Source organism: Achromobacter pulmonis (genome assembly GCF_002885955.2).
Classification (GTDB): domain Bacteria; phylum Pseudomonadota; class Gammaproteobacteria; order Burkholderiales; family Burkholderiaceae_B; genus Achromobacter; species Achromobacter pulmonis_A.
Genome location: NZ_POQS01000001.1, coordinates 949,093 through 965,758, shown reverse-complemented (window position 1 = coordinate 965,758; position 16,666 = coordinate 949,093). Strand labels below are relative to the sequence as shown.

Here is a 16,666-nt window from a genome sequence, read left to right as displayed (position 1 = left end):
ACTGGAGGGCGTTCCCATCATGGGTCCGTATCGGAAATTATGGTTCACGCTGATCGCCGTGCTGACGATCACATTCGCACTGCTGGGTTTCTATGGCGGCGAAGTCTACCGAAAGGCGCCGCCGATTCCCGGCCAGGTGGTGTCGGCCGACGGCACCCGCCTGTTCGGCCGTGACGACATCCTGGACGGCCAGACCGCCTGGCAATCGATCGGCGGCATGCAGCTGGGATCGATCTGGGGGCACGGCGCCTATCAGGCGCCCGACTGGACGGCCGACTGGCTGCACCGCGAACTGACGGCCTGGCTGGACCTTGCCGCGCGCGACGCGCACGGCAAGGACTACGCGCAGTTGTCCACGCCCGAGCAGGCCGCGCTGCGCGAGGCCCTGAAGGCCGAATACCGCGGCAACGGCACCGACGCCGCGACGGACACGCTCACGGTCAGTCCGCGCCGCGCGCGGGCGATGGCGCAGACGGCGGCCTACTACGACCTGCTGTTCTCCGACGCGCCGTCGCAGCATCGCACCCGCGAAAGCTACGCCATGAAGGAAAACACCCTGCCCGATCCGGCGCGGCGCGCGCAGCTCACGCAGTTCTTCTTCTGGACCGCGTGGGCCGCGGCGACCGAGCGCCCGGGCCAGGACGTCACCTACACCAACAACTGGCCGCACGAGCCGCTGATCGGCAACACGCCCAGCACCGAGAACATTGTCTGGTCCATCGTCAGCGTGGTGGTGCTGCTGGCCGGCATCGGCCTGCTGGTGTGGGCCTGGGCCTTCCTGCGCGGCGAGGAAGAGCCGGAACCCGAGGCGCCCGCCAAGGATCCGTTGACCAGCTTCGCGCTCACGCCCTCGCAGCGGGCGCTGGGCAAGTACGTGTTCCTGGTCGCGGCGCTGTTCGGGTTCCAGGTGCTTCTGGGCGGCTTCACCGCGCACTACACCGTCGAAGGGCAGAAGTTCTACGGCGTCGACCTGTCGCAGTGGTTCCCATACTCGCTGGTGCGCACCTGGCACATCCAGAGCGCGCTGTTCTGGATCGCCAGCGGCTTCCTGGCGGCCGGCCTGTTCCTGGCGCCGGTGATCAACGGCGGGCGCGATCCCAAGTACCAGAAGCTGGGCGTCGACATCCTGTTCTGGGCGCTGGTGGTCGTGGTGGTCGGTTCGTACATCGGCAATTACCTGGCGATCGCCCAGATCATGCCGCCGAACCTGAACTTCTGGCTGGGCCATCAGGGCTATGAGTACGTGGACCTTGGCCGCCTGTGGCAGATCGGCAAGTACGTGGGCCTGTGCTTCTGGCTGGTGCTGATGCTGCGCGGCATCGTGCCGGCGCTGCGCACCAAGGGCACCGACAAGAACCTGCTGGCGCTGCTGACCGCGTCGACGGGCGCCATCGGCCTGTTCTACGGCGCCGGCTTCTTCTACGGCGAGCGCACCCACCTGACGATCATGGAATACTGGCGCTGGTGGATCGTGCACCTGTGGGTCGAGGGCTTCTTCGAAGTCTTCGCCACCACCGCGCTGGCCTTCATCTTCTCGACCATGGGCCTGGTGTCGCGCCGCATGGCCACCACCGCCAGCCTGGCCTCGGCCTCGCTGTTCATGCTGGGCGGCGTGCCGGGCACCTTCCACCACCTGTATTTCGCCGGCGCCACCACGCCGGTGATGGCGGTGGGCGCGAGCTTCTCGGCGCTGGAAGTGGTGCCGCTGATCGTGCTGGGCCACGAGGCCTGGGAAAACTGGCGCCTGAAGTCGCGCGCGCCGTGGATGAACAACCTGAAGTGGCCGCTGATGTGCTTTGTCGCGGTGGCCTTCTGGAACATGCTGGGCGCGGGCGTCTTCGGCTTCATGATCAATCCGCCGGTGTCGCTGTTCTACATCCAGGGCCTGAACACCACGCCGGTCCACGCGCACGCCGCGCTGTTCGGGGTGTACGGCTTCCTGGCGCTGGGCTTCACGCTCATGGTGCTGCGCTACATCCGTCCGCACTACACGCTCAACCCCGGCCTGATGAAGCTGGCGTTCTGGGGGCTGAACATCGGCCTGGCGCTGATGATCTTCACCAGCCTGCTGCCGATCGGACTGATCCAGTTCCAGGCCAGCGTGAGCGAGGGCATGTGGTACGCCCGCAGCGAAGCCTTCATGCAGCAGGAGATCCTGCAGAACCTGCGCTGGGGCCGCACCTTCGGCGACGTGGTGTTCCTGCTGGGCGCGCTGGCGATGGTGGTGCAGGTCATCCTGGGCCTGCTGAGCGGCCGCGCCGTGCCCAACGAGCCGCGGCTGCAGGCCCGTCCGGCCCGCGGCTGATCCCGGTTCGCCGCCCTCATTGCGCCAGCGCAAAGAGGGCGGCGGCGGGAGCCGGTCCAATAGATCCAGGTCCCGGGGCGTCCCGCCCCGGAACGCAACCGGAGCCTCATCCGTGCGCAGCCTGTCGATCGTCGCAATCCTCTTGTCGTTGACCGCATGCGGGCCCGCAGACCGGGCCCCTGCGTCCTTGCCGCAGGTGCTGCGGCTGCCGGCCGGCGAAGTGTCGTACCGGCCTTCCGACACGACGCTGCGCGGCGGCTATCCGGTGACCCCGGCGCCGCTGACGGCGCGTTTTCCACGCGGGCTGTCCATCATGAAACACCAGGTCAGCCAGGCCGAATACGCGGCCTGCGTGAAGGCGGGCGGCTGCAAGCCGCTGGACGGCGCGCATCGAGGCGCGGGCGCGCCTGACATGCCGGCGGTGGGCGTCAGCTGGACCGATGCGTCGGCGTATGCGGCCTGGCTGTCGGCGCGCACCGGGCGGCGCTGGCGCCTGCCCACCTATCCGGAATGGGTCTACGCGGCCGGCGAAGCCTTTCGCGAGCAGGCCGCGCTGCCCGACGCCGGCGACGATCCCGCCCAGCGCTGGCTGGCCGAATACGACGCGCAGAGCAACCGCCAGCGGGAGGACGCCGAGGTGCGCGCGTTCGGCGCCTACGGCGTGAACGCAAGCGGCCTGATGGACATGGCCGGCAGCGTGTGGGACTGGACCAGCGACTGCCATGCGGTGCGGGTCCTGGACGCGCCGGCCGGCGAGGCCGACGGCGGCCGCAACTGCGGCATCCGGATCGCGGCCGGGCGCCACGTGGCCTACCTGCCGGACTTCATCCGCGATCCCAAGAGCGGGGCCTGCTCGGTCGGCCTGCCGCCGGCCAACCTGGGCCTGCGGCTGGTGCTGGACGAGGCTGCCGTCGCGGGCTGATGTTGGAGTTTTGCTGCGAAACCCGGTGGCTGGGGCCGCCTGATGGGTTACGCGCGTTCGAGATAGGCGTCCTCGCTCAAGAACGCTCGCGCTGCACCCATCCTACGGCGCTGCGCGGGCGGCGGCTCGGCCGGCGGCGGGCCGTCCAGGCAGGAAGTACAGCCCGAACAGTCGGGCGCGGCCTGGGCATCGCTGCAGACGCGCGCCAGCGCGGCCGGCGAGCGCAGCACGATGCGCTTGCGGCTGCCGTCGACGATGCCGCGCTGGCGCCAGTCGCTCAGCAGGCGGCTGACGGTGTGCAGCGTGGTGCCCGTCATTTCCGCGATGTCCTGGCGCGTGATCGGAAAACTGATGCCGATGCCGCCGGCGGTAGGCTGGCCGGCGCTTTCCACCAGGCGCAACAGCGTGCGCGCCACGCGCTGCTCGACCTCGTCGGTGGACAGTTCCTGGATGCGCAGGTGCGCGTCCTGCAGGCGCTGGCCCATGGTCTGCAGCGCCATCGCGCCGAGCTGCGGATGGTTGCCCACGAAACGCTCCCACAACTCGTCCGGCCAGGCCAGGCACACGCTTTCCAGCACGGCCTGCACGGTGGCGGGATAGCGCGATTGGCGCATGGCGCGGGCCAGTCCGAACATGTCGCCCGGGTTGACGTAGCGCACCACCACCTGTTCGCCGTCGGCGGTGATCTGCGCCACTTTCAGCCGGCCGCTGAGCAGCACGAAGAAGTGCGAGGCGATGCCGCCCTGGCGGTAGGCGGCGGCGCCGGCGACCAGCCGGCAAGGCTGGGCGCCGCGCAACGCGGACTTCAATTGCGCATCGGAAAGAGGCTTGAAGATCTCCAGGTTGCGCAGCAGCGCGTGACAAAGCGGGGAAGGCATGGCGGTCCTAGAAAGCGGGGGGAGACGGACGAATCTCCATGGCTTCATGTTGACACCGCGGTCCCGCGCTGACAATGCGCCCGGCGCGCGCGCTCGCCTTCGAGTTTGCGCTACAGCAAAGAACGGCGCCTGCGTCGGTTCTTCAATAGGGGTGCCGGCTTTCCCGGCGATTGAAGAACTGGATAAGGAGCTGGATATGAACGCACTACGGCCCCCCTTGCTGGCTGCGGCGCTGGCTTTCACGCTGGCCGCGACGGCCGTGTTCGCGCAGGATGCCGACAAGCTGCCGCGCGCCAAGGTCACGCTGGTCGCCCCGCCGATGGTCCACCCGCACGAGCAGGTCGCGACGTCGGGCCCGAAAGTGGTCGAATTCGAAATGAGCATCGAGGAAAAGAAGATGGTCATCGACGACAAGGGCACCACGCTTCAGGCCATGACGTTCAACGGGTCCATGCCCGGCCCGACGCTGGTGGTGCACGAGGGCGACTACGTCGAGCTGACGCTGGTCAATCCCGCCACCAACGCCATGCGCCACAACGTGGACTTCCACGCCGCCACCGGCGCGCTGGGCGGCGCCAAGCTGACCAACGTCGATCCGGGCCAGCAGGCCACGCTGCGCTTCAAGGCCGACCGGACCGGCACCTTCGTGTACCACTGCGCGCCCGAAGGCATGGTGCCGTGGCACGTGGTGGCCGGCATGAGCGGCGTGCTGATGGTGCTGCCGCGCGACGGCCTGAAAGACCCGGAAGGCAAGCCGCTGCGCTACGACCGCGTCTACACGATAGGCGAATTCGACCTCTACATCCCCAAGGACGAAAACGGCAAGTACAAGGACTACGCCACGCTGGTGGAAAGCTACGCCGACACGGTCGAGGTGATGCGCACGCTTACGCCGTCGCACATCGTATTCAACGGCAAGGTGGGCGCGCTGACCGGGGCCAACGCGCTGCAGGCCAAGGTCGGCGAAACCGTGATGCTGATCCATTCGCAGGCCAACCGCGACACGCGTCCGCATCTGATCGGCGGCCACGGCGACTGGGTCTGGGAAACCGGCAAGTTCGCCAATCCGCCGCAGCGTGACCTGGAGACCTGGTTCATCCGCGGCGGCTCGGCGGGCGCGGCGCTCTACACCTTCAAGCAGCCGGGCGTGTACGCCTACCTGAACCACAACCTGATCGAAGCCTTCGAGCTGGGGGCGGCCGGCCACATCAAGGTCGAGGGCAAGTGGAACGACGACCTGATGAAGCAGATCAAGGCTCCGGGTCCGATCCCGCGCTGAACGTCCGGGGCCGGGCGCCCGCGTCCGGCCTTCACCCCCAGAGATCTTCCGACGGAGCTTTGCCATGTCCACACTACTACGCATTCTGCTGGCGGCCGCACTGGCCGGCCTGCCGGCTTCATGGGCGCAGGCGGAAACCTCGGCCACCGTCCATGCGGCCGGCGAAAAAGTCTACAAATCCGCCTGTTTCGTGTGCCACGCCAGCGGCGTGGCCAACGCGCCCAGGCTGGGCGACAAGCAGGCCTGGTCGCCGCTCATCGCCCAGGGCGCCGACGCGCTGGTGGCGACGGTCATGAAGGGCAAGGGCGCCATGCCGCCGCGCGGCGGCTCGTCGGCCGACGAGGCCGCGCTGCGCGCCGCCGTGGAGTTCATGATGGCCGCCGCACAATAGGGACGCAGGACGCATCGGCCCGCCGCGTGGTGTTAAATACGGTTTTCCCAGACACAGAACGCGCGGTCCTGCGGCGGCGCGAAGGAAACATCATGGCATTTGATTTCGACTTGTTTGTGATCGGCGCGGGGTCGGGCGGCGTGCGCGCGGCGCGTTTCGCGGCCGGTTTCGGGGCGCGCGTGGCGGTGGCGGAAAGCCGCTACCTGGGCGGCACCTGCGTGAACGTGGGATGCGTGCCCAAGAAGCTGCTGGTCTACGGCGCCCATTTCAGCGAAGACTTCGAACAGGCCCGGGGCTTCGGCTGGAACGCCGGCGAACCCGCGTTCGACTGGCCCACCCTGATCGCCAACAAGAATCGCGAAATCGAGCGTCTCAATGGCATCTACCGCAACCTGCTGGTCAACAGCGGCGTGACGCTGCTGGAAGGGCATGCCCGCATCCAGGACCCGCACACGGTCGAAGTCAACGGCAAGACCTACAGCGCCGCCCACATCCTGGTGGCCACGGGCGGCTGGCCCCAGGTGCCGGACATTCCGGGCAAGGAACATGCCATCACCTCGAACGAGGCCTTTTTCCTCGAGGCGCTGCCGCGCCGCGTGCTGGTGGTGGGCGGCGGCTACATCGCGGTGGAATTCGCCTCGATCTTCAACGGCATGGGCGCGCAGACCGTGCAGGCCTATCGCGGCCCGCTGTTCCTGCGCGGCTTCGACCAGGGCGTGCGCGAGCACCTGCGCGACGAGCTGGAGAAGAAGGGCGTGGACCTGCGTTTCAACGCCGAGGTCGCGCGCATCGACAAGCGGGCCGACGGCACGCTGGCCGCCACGCTCAAGGACGGCTCGGTGATCGAGACCGATTGCGTGTTCTACGCCACCGGCCGGCGCCCCATGCTGGACAACCTGGGGCTGGAGAACACCGCCGTCAGGCTCAAGGACGACGGCTTCATCCAGGTGGATGACGAGTACCGTACCGCCGAGCCTTCCATACTGGCCATCGGCGACGTGATCGGCCGCGTGCCGCTGACGCCGGTGGCGCTGGCCGAGGGCATGGCGGTGGCGCGGCGCCTGTTCCGTCCGGAGGAATACCGCAAGGTGGATTACCAGCTGATCCCGACCGCGGTGTTCAGCCTGCCCAACATCGGCACGGTGGGCATGACGACCGAAGAGGCGCGCGCCGCCGGCCACCGGATCAAGCTGTTCGAAAGCCGCTTCCGTCCCATGAAGCTGACCCTGACCGAGTCGCAGGAAAAGACGCTGATGAAGCTGATCGTCGACGCCGACACCGACCGCGTGCTGGGCGTGCACATGGTGGGCCCGGACGCCGGCGAGATCATCCAGGGCATCGCGGTGGCGCTGAAGGCCGGCGCGACCAAGCAGGTGTTCGACGAAACCATCGGCATCCATCCCACGGCCGCCGAGGAATTCGTGACCCTGCGCACGCCGGTCGCGCAATAAGCCTACAAGCGCTCGATCAGGGCGCGCGCCGCCGCCGGCGCGCGTTCCTTGGCGCCGTTGATGAAAAAGGCGTAGACGTCGCGCGGCTGCGCCGCGGCCCCGGCCGGCTCGCCGGCCCGCGGCAGGTCGGCGGGCTGCGCGCCGCCGGCCCAGGCCTGCAACCGCGCGGCCCAGGCGTCCAGCGCCTTGGGCGCGTAGCCGGCCTTGAAGCCGGCGCTGGCGCGCATCAGCCGCGCATACACGAAATCGGCCGTGCAATCGGCCATCGAGGGGTAGTCGTCGCTGTCCGTGTACACGGTGGCGGCGCGGTGGCGGCGCGCCAGCCGCAGGTAGTCCTCGCACAGGAAGCTGGGGTGGCGCACGTCCAGCACGTGGCGCAGCGCTAGCCCGTCCACCCGCTCCGGCAGCAGTTCCAGAAAAGCGCCGAAGTCGTCGGCGTCGAAGGTCTTGGTCGGCGCGAACTGCCAGACGATGGGGCCCAGCTTGGGGCCGAGCTCGGCGATGCCGCTGTGCACGAAGCGCTCGACCGAATCCTTGGCGCCCGCCAGCTGCCGGCGGTTGGTCGCGTAGCGCGAGGCCTTCAGCGTGAACACGAAACCGTCCGGGGTGGCGTCGCGCCACTTGGCGAAGGTGGCGGGTTTCTGGCTGCTGTAGTAGGTGCCGTTGACTTCGATGGCGGTGAGCTGGCGGCTGGCGTATTCCAGTTCCTGCGCGTGGGGCAGGTCTTCGGGGTAGAAGACGCCGCGCCAGGCGGGGTAGGTCCAGCCGCCTATGCCGACGCGGATCGCGCCGGTGCGGTGTTGTGGGGACATTCCGGACGCTCCAGGGAAAACCGACCGCTCAACTGTATCGCCGGCGCCACTGGCGCGTAAACGCCCCGCGGGAAAGTTGCTGTTGCGCCACCGTTTTGCGCTAAGGTGTCTGTCTACGCTCCCCACTTGCCGCTCCATCATGCCAGATCTCGCCCATTTCCTGACTTTCGCCCTGGTGGCCCTGGGCATGGTGCTCACCCCCGGGCCGAACATGATCTACCTGGTGTCGCGCTCGATCTCGCAGGGCGCCCAGGCCGGCCTGATCTCGCTGGGCGGCGTGGCGGTCGGCTTCGTCTTCTATGTATGCTGCGCCGCCTTCGGCATCACGGCGCTGCTGATGGCCGTGCCTTACGCCTACGACGCGCTGCGCATCGGCGGCGCGCTGTACCTGCTGTACATGGCGTGGCAGGCGCTGCGCCCCGGCGGACGCTCGCCGTTCCAGGTGCGCGAACTGCCCAGGAGCAGCCCGCGCACGCTGTTCATGATGGGGCTGCTGACCAATCTGCTCAATCCCAAGATCGCCATCATGTACGTATCGCTGCTGCCGCAGTTCATCCAGCCCGAGCGCGGCAGCGTGTTCGCGCAGTCGCTGGCGCTGGGCATGACCCAGGTCGCCATCAGCCTTTCGGTCAACGCCCTCATCGCGATCATGGCCGGCTCCATCGCCGGCTTCCTGGCCGGCCGTCCGCTGTGGATGGCGGCGCAGCGCTGGCTGATGGGCACCGTGCTGGCCGGACTGGCCGTGCGCATGCTGACGGACGCGCGGCGCTGATGGGGGCCGGCGACGGATTCTTCGCTTCGCTGGGCGGAATGCTCGGCGAAGCCCTGCGCAGCATCGTGGCGGGGCTGAAGTGGCTGCTGGGCGGCATCGGCGGCGCGCTGGGCGATTTCTATTCGGGCCTGGCCGGCGCGATGGGCATGAGCCCGTCCGTGTTCAACCTGGTCCTGCTGGTGCTGGGGCTCATGCTGCTGTGGGCGGCGGTCAAGTCGCTGCTGCGCCGCTCCATCCTGGGCTTCGTTTTCTGGCTGTTCCTGGCCGTGCTGGTGCTGGGCGGGCTGATCAACTGAGCGGCCGGCGCCGCCCACCGCATTCCAGCGCGACCTCGCGCAGCCGCCGCAGCAGCGCCGGAAAGCGCTCCGCGCCCGTGTTGCCGTAGCCGATCACCAGGCCGTTGTCCTGCGGCCGGGGCGACACCGCGAACGAGGACAGCGCGCTCGGGTTCATCCCCAGCGCGCGCGCCTGCCGCACGATTTCCTGGTCCGGGTACGCCGGCGGCAGCCGCACCGTCAGGTGCAGGCCGCTGTGTCCGCCCAGTACTTCGTGCTCGATGCCGAAATGGGCGGCCAGCGCGTCGCGCAGCGCCGCCTGCCGTTCCCGGTACAGCCGGCGCATGCGCCCCAGATGGCGCGAGAACTGGCCGTTTTCGATGAAGGCCGCCATGGTCAGCTGTTCGAGCCGGTGGCCGCCGCGCAGCATCTCGACGACGGACGGCATGGCCTGCGCCGCCAGCGCCCGCGGCAGCACCAGATAGCCCAGCCGCAGGGCGGGGAACATGGTCTTGCTGAAGGTGCCCACATACAGCACGGGCGCGTCGGCCACCAGGCCCTGCATGGCCGCGATGGGTTCGCCCTGGTGGCGGAACTCGCTGTCGTAATCGTCTTCGATGATCCAGGCGCCGGCCTGCCGCGCGCGCTCGATCAGGTCCAGCCGGCGGGTCAGCGACAGCACCGCGCCGGTGGGGTACTGGTGCGACGGCGTGGTCTGGATCAGCCGCGGCGGATGGTCGCGCCAGGCGCTGTCGGGGATCACGATGCCGTCGTCGTCCACGCGCAGCGGCAGCATCTCCAGGTCGCCGCCGTGGAAGGCGGCCTTGGCGCCGCGGTAGCCGGGCTCTTCCAGCCAGGCGGTATCGCCGGGGTTGGTCAGCAGCTGCACGCACAGCGCCAGCGCGCCTTGCGCGCCTTCGGTGATGACGATGCGCGAGGCGTCGCAGCGCACGCCGCGCGAGACCCGCAGGTATTGGGCGATGGCTTCGCGCAGCGCCGGTTCGCCCAGCGGATCGCCATAGCCCAGCGCGGCGGCCGGCGCGGCCTGCAGCGCGCGGTCCTGCGCGCGGCGCCAGGCGCTGGCCGGGAACTGCGTCAGCGCCGGGGTGCCGGGCGTCAGCGGCAGCGAACCGTCGTGCGCGTAGCGCGTGGACACGATGCGCGCCAGGCGCCGGGCCGTGGCCGGAACCGGGGAGGGCGGCGCGGCGGCCTGGCCGGCCGCGCCGGCGGCGGCCGACAAGGGCGCGACCCGCGTGCCCTGCCGGTCGGCGATCACGAAGCCTTCGGCCGTCAGCTGCTCGTAGGCGATCAGCACGGTGTTGCGCGAGATCTCCAGCTCTTCGGCCAGGGCGCGCGACGAGGGCAGCTTGCCGCCGGCCGGCAGCTGGCCGGCCAGGATGGCCTGCTTGAGGCGCTGGATCAGTTGGCGCTGGCGCGGCAGGGCGCCGGGGCCGCGCGCCAGCGGGCTGGCGAGCAGGGCGGAGGAGGTCATCATGGCCCTATTAAAGTCCTTAGGCGTGGTGCTTTTTATCATGCCACGGTTCCGATATCGTGAGGCCATGCAGATCGCGTCCGGCCATACCGGCGGCGCGCCAACCAGGAAGAGGTCCGAATGCCCGCCCGCGTCAACGCTTTTCAGCAACCCATCGGCCCGGAAATGCCCGGCTGGACGGCGCGCCCGCGCCCGCCCGCCACGCCGCTCTACGGCCGCTACTGCCGGCTCGAACCGCTGTCGGCCGAGCGCCACGCGGCGGATCTGTACCAGGCCTTCAGCCGGGCGCCCGACGACAGCGACTGGACCTACATGTCGGTGGGCCCCTTCGCCGACGAGGCCGCCTACCGGGCGTTCGCCGAAAAGGTCCAGGACGGCCCCGATCCCATGCACCACGCCATCATCGACCTGCAATCGGGCCGCGCCGTCGGCACGCTGGCGCTGATGCGCATCGATCCGCCCAACGGCGTCATCGAGGTCGGCTTCGTGTCTTTCTCGCGCCAGCTCAAGCGCACCCGCATCGCCACCGAGGCGCAGTTCCTGCTGATGCGCCGCGTCTTCGACGAACTGGGCTATCGCCGCTACGAATGGAAGTGCGACAGCCTCAACGCGCCGTCGCGCGCCGCCGCCGCGCGCCTGGGCTTCGAGTTCGAAGGGGTGTTCCGCCAGGCCACGGTCTACAAGGGCCGCAGCCGCGACACGGCCTGGTTCTCCATCGTGGACGGCGAATGGCCGGCGCTGCGCGCGGCCTACGAACAGTGGCTGGGCGCGGACAACTTCGACGCCGAAGGCCGCCAGCGTCGCGGGCTGGCCGCCATGATCGCCGAGGCCCGCGCCGCGTGCGCCTGATCCCCGTCGCGCTGGCCCTGTTCTGGGGGCTGAACTGGCCGGCCGTGAAAATCGTGCTGGGCGTCGTCCCGCCCTTCACCCTGCGCCTGCTGGGGCTGGGCAGCGGCGCCTTGCTGCTGTTGCTGCTGGCGCGGGTCAAGCGGCTCGATCTGCTGCCGCCGCGCGCTTCGTGGCCGGGCATCGTGGTGGGCGGCCTGCTGGCCATCGCGGTGTTCAACCTGGCGGTGGCCTGGGCGCAGCTCAGCACCAGCACCTCGCGCGCGGCGGTGCTGACCTTCACCATGCCCATGATGTCGGCGCTGCTGGCGTGGGCGGTGCTGGGCGAGCGGCTGGACCGGCGCCGCGCGCTGGCGCTCGCGCTGGGCGCGGCCGGCGTGGCCATCCTGGCATGGCCGGTGCTGCGCGCGGTCTTCGGCGGGCATGACGCGGCGGCGGCCCTGGGCCTGGCGTATCCGCTGGTGGCGGCGTTCGGCTGGGCCGCCGGCACGGTCTATCTGAAGGCGCGGCCGGTGGCCGGCCACCGCATCGTGGTCACGGCCTGGCAGCTGGTGGTGGGCGCGGGCTGCGCGCTGGCGGGCGTGCTGCTGTCCGGCGAACGCTTTCCGCTGCACGGCTGGAACGGACGCGTCGCGGGCGCGCTGACGTTTCACATCGTGCTGGGCACGGCGGTGGCCTATTGGCTCTGGTTCGTGCTGAGCGAGCGGGTCAGCGCCACGGTGGCCACGCTGACCACGCTGATGGTGCCGGTGGTGGGCGTGCTGGGCGCGATGGCGCTGGTGGGCGACCGGCCCGCCGCCATGGACTGGTGGGGCTTCGCCCTGGTGCTGGCGGGGGCGGCGCTGATCGTGCTGAACCTGGACGCGGCGCCGCGCCGGCGCCGGGCCTGATCAGCGCACGCGGCGCAGCTTCTCGCGCAGCAGTTCCGCGCCGCTGACCAGCGTGATGCCGGACAGCACCAGCGCCGCGCCCAGCACGAAGGCGGCGTCCAGCGGCTCGTCCAGGATCAGCACGCCGAAGCTCACGCCGAACAGCGGGGTCATGAAAGACAGCACCGACAGGCGCGAGGCCAGGTAGCGGCGCAGCAGCCAGAACCAGGCCAGGTAGCTGGACAGGGCCACCACCACGCACTGGAAGGCCACGCTGGCGAGCGCTTGCGGCGTGTAGCGGAAGCCGTCGCTGCCGGTGGCCGCGGCGTAGGCCAGCAGCGCCACCGCCGCCACCGCCATCTGGTAGAGCAGGGTCTTGGCGGGCGCGGCCTCGGACAGCGAGGTCTTGCGGATCGCCACGGTGGTGGCGCCCCACAGCAGGCCGGCGAGCAGGCCCATCGCGTCGCCCAGCAGCATGTCGGGCGCGCCGGCCTGGCCTTCGGGACGGCCCTTGCCCAGGAACGCGATGGCGATGCCGCAGAACGCGATCGCCACGCCCAGCCACTGCAGCGGCTTCATGCGCTCTTCGGGCAGCAGCCAGTGCAGCCCGAGCGCGGCGAAGATGGGCGCGGTGTACAGGAACACGGACATGTGCGAGGCGGTGGTGTAGACCAGGCCCTGCGCCACGAACAGGAATTCGCCGGCGAACAGCAGGCCCACCACCAGCCCGGGCAGGGCGGTGCCGTCGCGCACTGCCTGCGCGCCCTCGCGCCGCCACACCACCGCGGCCAGCACCAGCGCCGCGAAGGCCGAGCGCAGGCCGATCTGCATGATGGGCGCGACGTCGTCGGCCACCAGCTTGATCGCGATTTGCTGGAAGCCCCAGCAGACGCACAGCAGCAGCATGGCGCCGGTGGCCAGCGCGTCCAGCGGCTGGCGCAGCGGCCGGGGAGCCGGCAGCGCGCTCATGGCAGTTCCGCCGGATAGCTGTCCAGGGCCAGGCCGATCTGCTGGCGCAGGTCCCATTCCGCCAGGCTGGCCTGCACCGGGCCGAAGAACGCGCCGTCGCGGGTCACGAACATGGCGGGCAGGTGGAAGACTTCGTAGCGCTCGACCAGGCCGCCGTTCTCGCCGGCGTCCACCCAGCACAGACGCTCCACCGGCAGTTCCAGCCGCGGCAGCTGCTCGCGCGCGACCCGGCAGTTGCCGCAGGTGCGGCTGTGAAAGACCAGCAGCGACAGGCCGGGGGCGTCGAGCAGGTAGCGGTCGGCGGTGCTGTCGTTGAGTTCTATCTGTTCCATGGTCTCAGGCGCCGCGCAGCACGCGGTCCAGTTGCAGCACGGACTGGTACAGCACGCGGGTGCCATCCAGCAGCTGCGCGGGTTCGATCGATTCCTCGGGGCAGTGGCTGCGCCCGTTCAGGCAAGGGATGAAAATCATGCCGATGGGGCCGGTGGGCGCCATGTAGACCGCGTCGTGGCCGGCGCCGCTGGGCAGGCGCATGCTGGCGTAGCCCAGCTGGCCGGCGGCGGCCTCGACCGCGTCCATCACCAGCGGCGCGCAGTCGGTGGGCCGCGCGCGGCTGAGCTGGGTCCAGCCGGCCGACAGGCGCAGCGCCTTCAGGTCCTGCGCCACGCCGGCCATCAGGGTTTCGGGAAAGGCGTCCAGCACCGCGTCGCTGTCGCTGCGCACTTCCAGCGTCAGTTCGACCAGGCCGGGCACCGCGTTGGCCGCGTTGGGCGTCATCGACAGGCGCCCGACCGTGGCTACCACGTAATGCGGATTGCCGCTGGCGGCGCTGGCCTGGCGGTTCGCGGCGTCGATGATGCGGGCCGCGCCCACCAGCGCGTCGCGGCGGATGTCCATGGGCGTGGTGCCGGCGTGGTCGGGCTGGCCCTGCACCGTGATCTGCACGCGGCGGATGCCGACGATGTTGGTGACCACGCCGATGGGCAGGCCGCGGCTTTCCAGCACCGGGCCCTGTTCGATGTGCAGTTCGACGAAGGCCGCGGTTTCGCCGGCGCGGCGCAGCGGCGCGCCCAGCGCCGCCGGGTCGCCGCCGATGCGGGCGATGCCTTCGGCCAGCGTCTCGCCCTCGGGGTTGCGCGAGGCCAGCATGTCGGCGCTCAGCTGGCCCGACAGCGCGCGGCTGCCGACACAGGAGATGCCGTAGTCGCTGGGCTCTTCGGACAGGAAATCGATGACCTCGAAGGGGTGTTCGAGCTGCACGCCGTGTTCGCGCAGCGTGTGGGCCACTTCGATGCCGGCCAGCACGCCGATGATGCCGTCGTAGCGGCCGCCGCTCATCACGGTGTCGCAGTGCGAGCCGGTGGCGATGGGTTTGCGCGCGGGATCGCGCCCGGGCAGCGTGCCGATCAGGTTGCCGCCGGCGTCCAGGCGGGTGGCCAGGCCGGCGGCTTCGAATTCGCCGCGCAGCCAGGCGCGGGCCTGGTCGAATTGCGGCGAGAACGCGCGGCGGGTCCAGGGCTGGTCGGGCAGGGTGTAGCGGGACAGGGTTTCGGCGCGGGCCCAGAGGCGTTCGGCGTTCAGCGGAGGAAAGGCGGGGGAGGTGGTTTGCGGCATGAGACTTCCTGGGGTGCGCGTGCAATTATGGCATGCGCGGCAGAGGCCATCGCGGCGCGCGCGGCTTACTATATCGGTGCCGGCGCATGGCCCGGATGCCGCGCGCCAACGAGAATTCAAACCACGAGAGACAAACCATGCTGTCCAGAGCCGATTCCTACGCGCAGCTCGCGTCCCAGTTCCAATGGCAGGTGCCGGCGGCCTACAACATCGGCGTGGACGCCTGCGACAAATGGGCCGACGGCAGCGGCCGCCTGGCCCTGATCTACGAGAAAAGCGACGGCGCGCAGTCGCGCTATACCTTCGACCAGATCAAGGCGCTGTCCAACCGCCTGGCCAACAGCATGGCGCGCCACGGCGTGCGGCGCGGCGACCGGGTGGCCGTCTACCTGCCGCAGGCGCCCGAGACCGCCGTGGCCCACATCGCGATCTACAAGATGGGCGCGGTGGCGGTGCCGCTGTTCACGCTGTTCGGCGTGGACGCCATCCAGTACCGGCTGGCCGACAGCGGCGCGGCCGCGCTGGTGACCGACGCGGCCGGCTGCCGCAAGCTGCGCGAAATCCGCGCCGGCCTGCCGGAACTGAAGGTCGTCTATTGCATCGACGACGAGGCGGTCGACGACGCCGTGCCGTTCCATGCCGCGCTGGCCGCCGAGTCCGACGACTACGCGACGGCGGCCACCTCGGCCGACGATCCGGCCGTCATCATCTACACGTCGGGAACCACTGGCAAGCCCAAGGGCGCGCTGCATGCGCAGCGCGCGCTGCTGGGCCATCTGCCCGGCGTGGAGATGTCGCACGAATTCTTTCCCGAAAACGCCGCGCTGATGTGGACGCCGGCCGACTGGGCCTGGATCGGCGGGCTGCTGGACGTGCTGCTGCCGTCCTGGCACCACGGCGTGCCGGTGCTGGCGCGCCGCTTCGAGAAGTTCGACGGCGCCGCCGCCTTCGAGCTGATGGCGCGCCACGGCGTGACGCATACGTTCCTGCCGCCCACGGCGCTGAAGATGATGCGCGCCGTGGCCCAGCCGCCCGCGGCCGGCTCGCTGGCGCTGCGCTCGGTGGCCAGCGGCGGCGAGTCGCTGGGCGCCGAGCTGATCGACTGGGGCCGGCGCGTGCTGGGCGTCACCATCAACGAGTTCTACGGGCAGACCGAGTGCAACATGCTGGTGTCCTCGTGCTCGTCGCTGTTCGATCCGGTGATCGGCTCGATCGGCCGCGCCGCGCCGGGGCACCGGGTCGCCATCGTGGACGACCGGGGCGTCGAAGTGGCCGATGGACAGGAAGGCAATATCGGCGTATTGCGGCCGGACCCGGTCATGTTCCTGGGCTATTGGAACAACCCGCAGGCCACGGCCGAGAAATTCGCCGGCGACTACCTGCTCACCGGCGACCAGGGCGTGCGCGACGCGCAGGGTTTCATCCGCTTCGTCGGCCGCAACGACGACGTCATCACCAGCGCCGGCTACCGCATCGGCCCGGGTCCGATCGAGGACTGCCTGCTGGGCCATCCGGCCGTGCGCATGGCGGCGGTGGTGGGCGTGCCCGACGCCGAGCGCACCGAGATTGTGATGGCCTATGTGGTCCTGAACGACGGCGTGCAGGGCGACGAGGCGCTGGTGAAGTCCCTGCAGGCCCACGTGCGCACCCGGCTGGCGGCGCACGAATACCCGCGCGCCATCCGCTTTGTAACCAGTTTGCCGACCACTGCAACGGGCAAGATCATCCGCCGGGAGCTGCGCGACGGACGCTACGGGTAGCCGTCTCAACCCGTGACACTTCGTCCAAGAG

16 protein-coding genes are annotated in these 16,666 nt (G+C 70.0%); 10 read left to right on the top strand and 6 right to left on the bottom strand.

All coding sequences use genetic code 11. From position 1 onward, the window contains the following. Nucleotides 1-19: 19 nt before the first annotated feature. Together C1I89_RS04460 and C1I89_RS04455 are read left to right on the top strand one after the other, a co-directional pair. Nucleotides 20-2,305 (top strand): nitric-oxide reductase large subunit, encoded by a 2,286-nt coding sequence (locus C1I89_RS04460; RefSeq protein ID WP_102771551.1) that lies wholly within the window; start codon nucleotides 20-22, stop codon nucleotides 2,303-2,305. Nucleotides 2,306-2,417: 112 nt separating this feature from the next. Further along, nucleotides 2,418-3,227, top strand: a complete 810-nt coding sequence (locus tag C1I89_RS04455) for a formylglycine-generating enzyme family protein (RefSeq protein ID WP_102771550.1) — start codon at nucleotides 2,418-2,420, stop codon at nucleotides 3,225-3,227. Between the two features lie 47 nt (nucleotides 3,228-3,274). Here C1I89_RS04455 and C1I89_RS04450 read toward each other — a convergent pair whose 3' ends face one another. Beyond that, nucleotides 3,275-4,105, bottom strand: coding sequence for a Crp/Fnr family transcriptional regulator (locus C1I89_RS04450; protein WP_102771549.1), 831 nt, complete (start codon nucleotides 4,103-4,105; stop codon nucleotides 3,275-3,277). 196 nt (nucleotides 4,106-4,301) lie between these two features. Between C1I89_RS04450 and nirK the strand changes: the two genes are divergently transcribed. From nirK to gorA, 3 genes are all read left to right on the top strand, one after another. After that, the gene (nirK, locus tag C1I89_RS04445) at nucleotides 4,302-5,384 is read left to right on the top strand and encodes a copper-containing nitrite reductase (RefSeq protein ID WP_102771548.1); all 1,083 of its coding nucleotides are present in this window, start codon (nucleotides 4,302-4,304) and stop codon (nucleotides 5,382-5,384) included. Nucleotides 5,385-5,448: 64 nt separating this feature from the next. Then, the gene (locus C1I89_RS04440) at nucleotides 5,449-5,775 is read left to right on the top strand and encodes a c-type cytochrome (RefSeq protein ID WP_102771547.1); all 327 of its coding nucleotides are present in this window, start codon (nucleotides 5,449-5,451) and stop codon (nucleotides 5,773-5,775) included. 92 nt (nucleotides 5,776-5,867) lie between these two features. Continuing rightward, nucleotides 5,868-7,226, top strand: coding sequence for a glutathione-disulfide reductase (gene gorA / locus C1I89_RS04435; RefSeq protein WP_102771546.1), 1,359 nt, complete (start codon nucleotides 5,868-5,870; stop codon nucleotides 7,224-7,226). Nucleotides 7,227-7,228: 2 nt separating this feature from the next. On the opposite strand, the gene C1I89_RS04430 is transcribed toward gorA, so the two are convergent. Continuing rightward, a complete protein-coding gene (locus tag C1I89_RS04430; protein ID WP_102771545.1) occupies nucleotides 7,229-8,038 on the bottom strand; it encodes a DUF72 domain-containing protein in 810 nt (269 codons plus the stop codon). A 139-nt stretch (nucleotides 8,039-8,177) separates the two neighbouring features. Here C1I89_RS04430 and C1I89_RS04425 point away from each other — a divergent pair, with 139 nt between their 5' ends. Together C1I89_RS04425 and C1I89_RS04420 are read left to right on the top strand one after the other, a co-directional pair. Then, nucleotides 8,178-8,810, top strand: a complete 633-nt coding sequence (locus C1I89_RS04425; protein ID WP_102771544.1) for a LysE family translocator — start codon at nucleotides 8,178-8,180, stop codon at nucleotides 8,808-8,810. Next, nucleotides 8,810-9,106 carry a hypothetical protein gene (locus C1I89_RS04420; protein ID WP_102771543.1) on the top strand — a complete coding sequence of 99 codons (297 nt, stop codon included), beginning with the start codon at nucleotides 8,810-8,812 and terminating at the stop codon, nucleotides 9,104-9,106. Before C1I89_RS04425 ends, C1I89_RS04420 begins: the two co-directional genes overlap by 1 nt. Here C1I89_RS04420 and pdxR read toward each other — a convergent pair. Next, nucleotides 9,099-10,619 carry a MocR-like pyridoxine biosynthesis transcription factor PdxR gene (gene pdxR / locus C1I89_RS04415; RefSeq protein WP_369008003.1) on the bottom strand — a complete coding sequence of 507 codons (1,521 nt, stop codon included), beginning with the start codon at nucleotides 10,617-10,619 and terminating at the stop codon, nucleotides 9,099-9,101. The genes C1I89_RS04420 and pdxR overlap by 8 nt on opposite strands. 78 nt (nucleotides 10,620-10,697) lie before the next feature. Here pdxR and C1I89_RS04410 point away from each other — a divergent pair, with 78 nt between their 5' ends. Beyond that, nucleotides 10,698-11,426: a GNAT family N-acetyltransferase gene (locus tag C1I89_RS04410; protein ID WP_102771542.1), complete on the top strand. Its 729-nt coding sequence runs from the start codon at nucleotides 10,698-10,700 to the stop codon at nucleotides 11,424-11,426. Beyond that, entirely contained in the window at nucleotides 11,417-12,313 is an 897-nt protein-coding gene (locus C1I89_RS04405) for a DMT family transporter (RefSeq protein ID WP_102771541.1), read from the top strand. The genes C1I89_RS04410 and C1I89_RS04405 overlap by 10 nt, the downstream gene beginning before the upstream one ends. On the opposite strand, the gene C1I89_RS04400 is transcribed toward C1I89_RS04405, so the two are convergent. Genes C1I89_RS04400 through C1I89_RS04390 form a run of 3 tightly spaced genes read right to left on the bottom strand, consistent with a single transcriptional unit; the run spans nucleotide 12,314 to nucleotide 14,875 of the window. Next, on the bottom strand, nucleotides 12,314-13,261 hold the full coding sequence (locus C1I89_RS04400; protein WP_102771540.1) for a DMT family transporter: 948 nt from the start codon (nucleotides 13,259-13,261) through the stop codon (nucleotides 12,314-12,316). Further along, nucleotides 13,258-13,593: a thioredoxin family protein gene (locus C1I89_RS04395; protein WP_102771539.1), complete on the bottom strand. Its 336-nt coding sequence runs from the start codon at nucleotides 13,591-13,593 to the stop codon at nucleotides 13,258-13,260. The genes C1I89_RS04400 and C1I89_RS04395 overlap by 4 nt, the downstream gene beginning before the upstream one ends. Nucleotides 13,594-13,597: 4 nt before the next feature. Beyond that, nucleotides 13,598-14,875 (bottom strand): Zn-dependent hydrolase, encoded by a 1,278-nt coding sequence (locus tag C1I89_RS04390; RefSeq protein WP_102771538.1) that lies wholly within the window; start codon nucleotides 14,873-14,875, stop codon nucleotides 13,598-13,600. Nucleotides 14,876-15,012: 137 nt separating this feature from the next. On the opposite strand from C1I89_RS04390, the gene C1I89_RS04385 reads away from it, so the two are divergent. After that, entirely contained in the window at nucleotides 15,013-16,635 is a 1,623-nt protein-coding gene (locus C1I89_RS04385) for an acyl-CoA synthetase (protein WP_102771537.1), read from the top strand. Nucleotides 16,636-16,666 lie beyond the last annotated feature (31 nt).

Coding starts and splice junctions, on each gene's coding strand:
- C1I89_RS04420 (WP_102771543.1), top strand. CDS start 8,810: ATGGGGGCCGGCGACGGATTCTTCGCTTCGCTGGGCGGAATGCTCGGC.
- gorA (WP_102771546.1), top strand. CDS start 5,868: ATGGCATTTGATTTCGACTTGTTTGTGATCGGCGCGGGGTCGGGCGGC.
- C1I89_RS04430 (WP_102771545.1), bottom strand. CDS start 8,038: ATGTCCCCACAACACCGCACCGGCGCGATCCGCGTCGGCATAGGCGGC.
- C1I89_RS04390 (WP_102771538.1), bottom strand. CDS start 14,875: ATGCCGCAAACCACCTCCCCCGCCTTTCCTCCGCTGAACGCCGAACGC.
- C1I89_RS04385 (WP_102771537.1), top strand. CDS start 15,013: ATGCTGTCCAGAGCCGATTCCTACGCGCAGCTCGCGTCCCAGTTCCAA.
- C1I89_RS04460 (WP_102771551.1), top strand. CDS start 20: ATGGGTCCGTATCGGAAATTATGGTTCACGCTGATCGCCGTGCTGACG.
- C1I89_RS04410 (WP_102771542.1), top strand. CDS start 10,698: ATGCCCGCCCGCGTCAACGCTTTTCAGCAACCCATCGGCCCGGAAATG.
- C1I89_RS04400 (WP_102771540.1), bottom strand. CDS start 13,261: ATGAGCGCGCTGCCGGCTCCCCGGCCGCTGCGCCAGCCGCTGGACGCG.
- C1I89_RS04440 (WP_102771547.1), top strand. CDS start 5,449: ATGTCCACACTACTACGCATTCTGCTGGCGGCCGCACTGGCCGGCCTG.
- nirK (WP_102771548.1), top strand. CDS start 4,302: ATGAACGCACTACGGCCCCCCTTGCTGGCTGCGGCGCTGGCTTTCACG.
- C1I89_RS04395 (WP_102771539.1), bottom strand. CDS start 13,593: ATGGAACAGATAGAACTCAACGACAGCACCGCCGACCGCTACCTGCTC.
- C1I89_RS04450 (WP_102771549.1), bottom strand. CDS start 4,105: ATGCCTTCCCCGCTTTGTCACGCGCTGCTGCGCAACCTGGAGATCTTC.
- pdxR (WP_369008003.1), bottom strand. CDS start 10,619: ATGATAAAAAGCACCACGCCTAAGGACTTTAATAGGGCCATGATGACC.
- C1I89_RS04425 (WP_102771544.1), top strand. CDS start 8,178: ATGCCAGATCTCGCCCATTTCCTGACTTTCGCCCTGGTGGCCCTGGGC.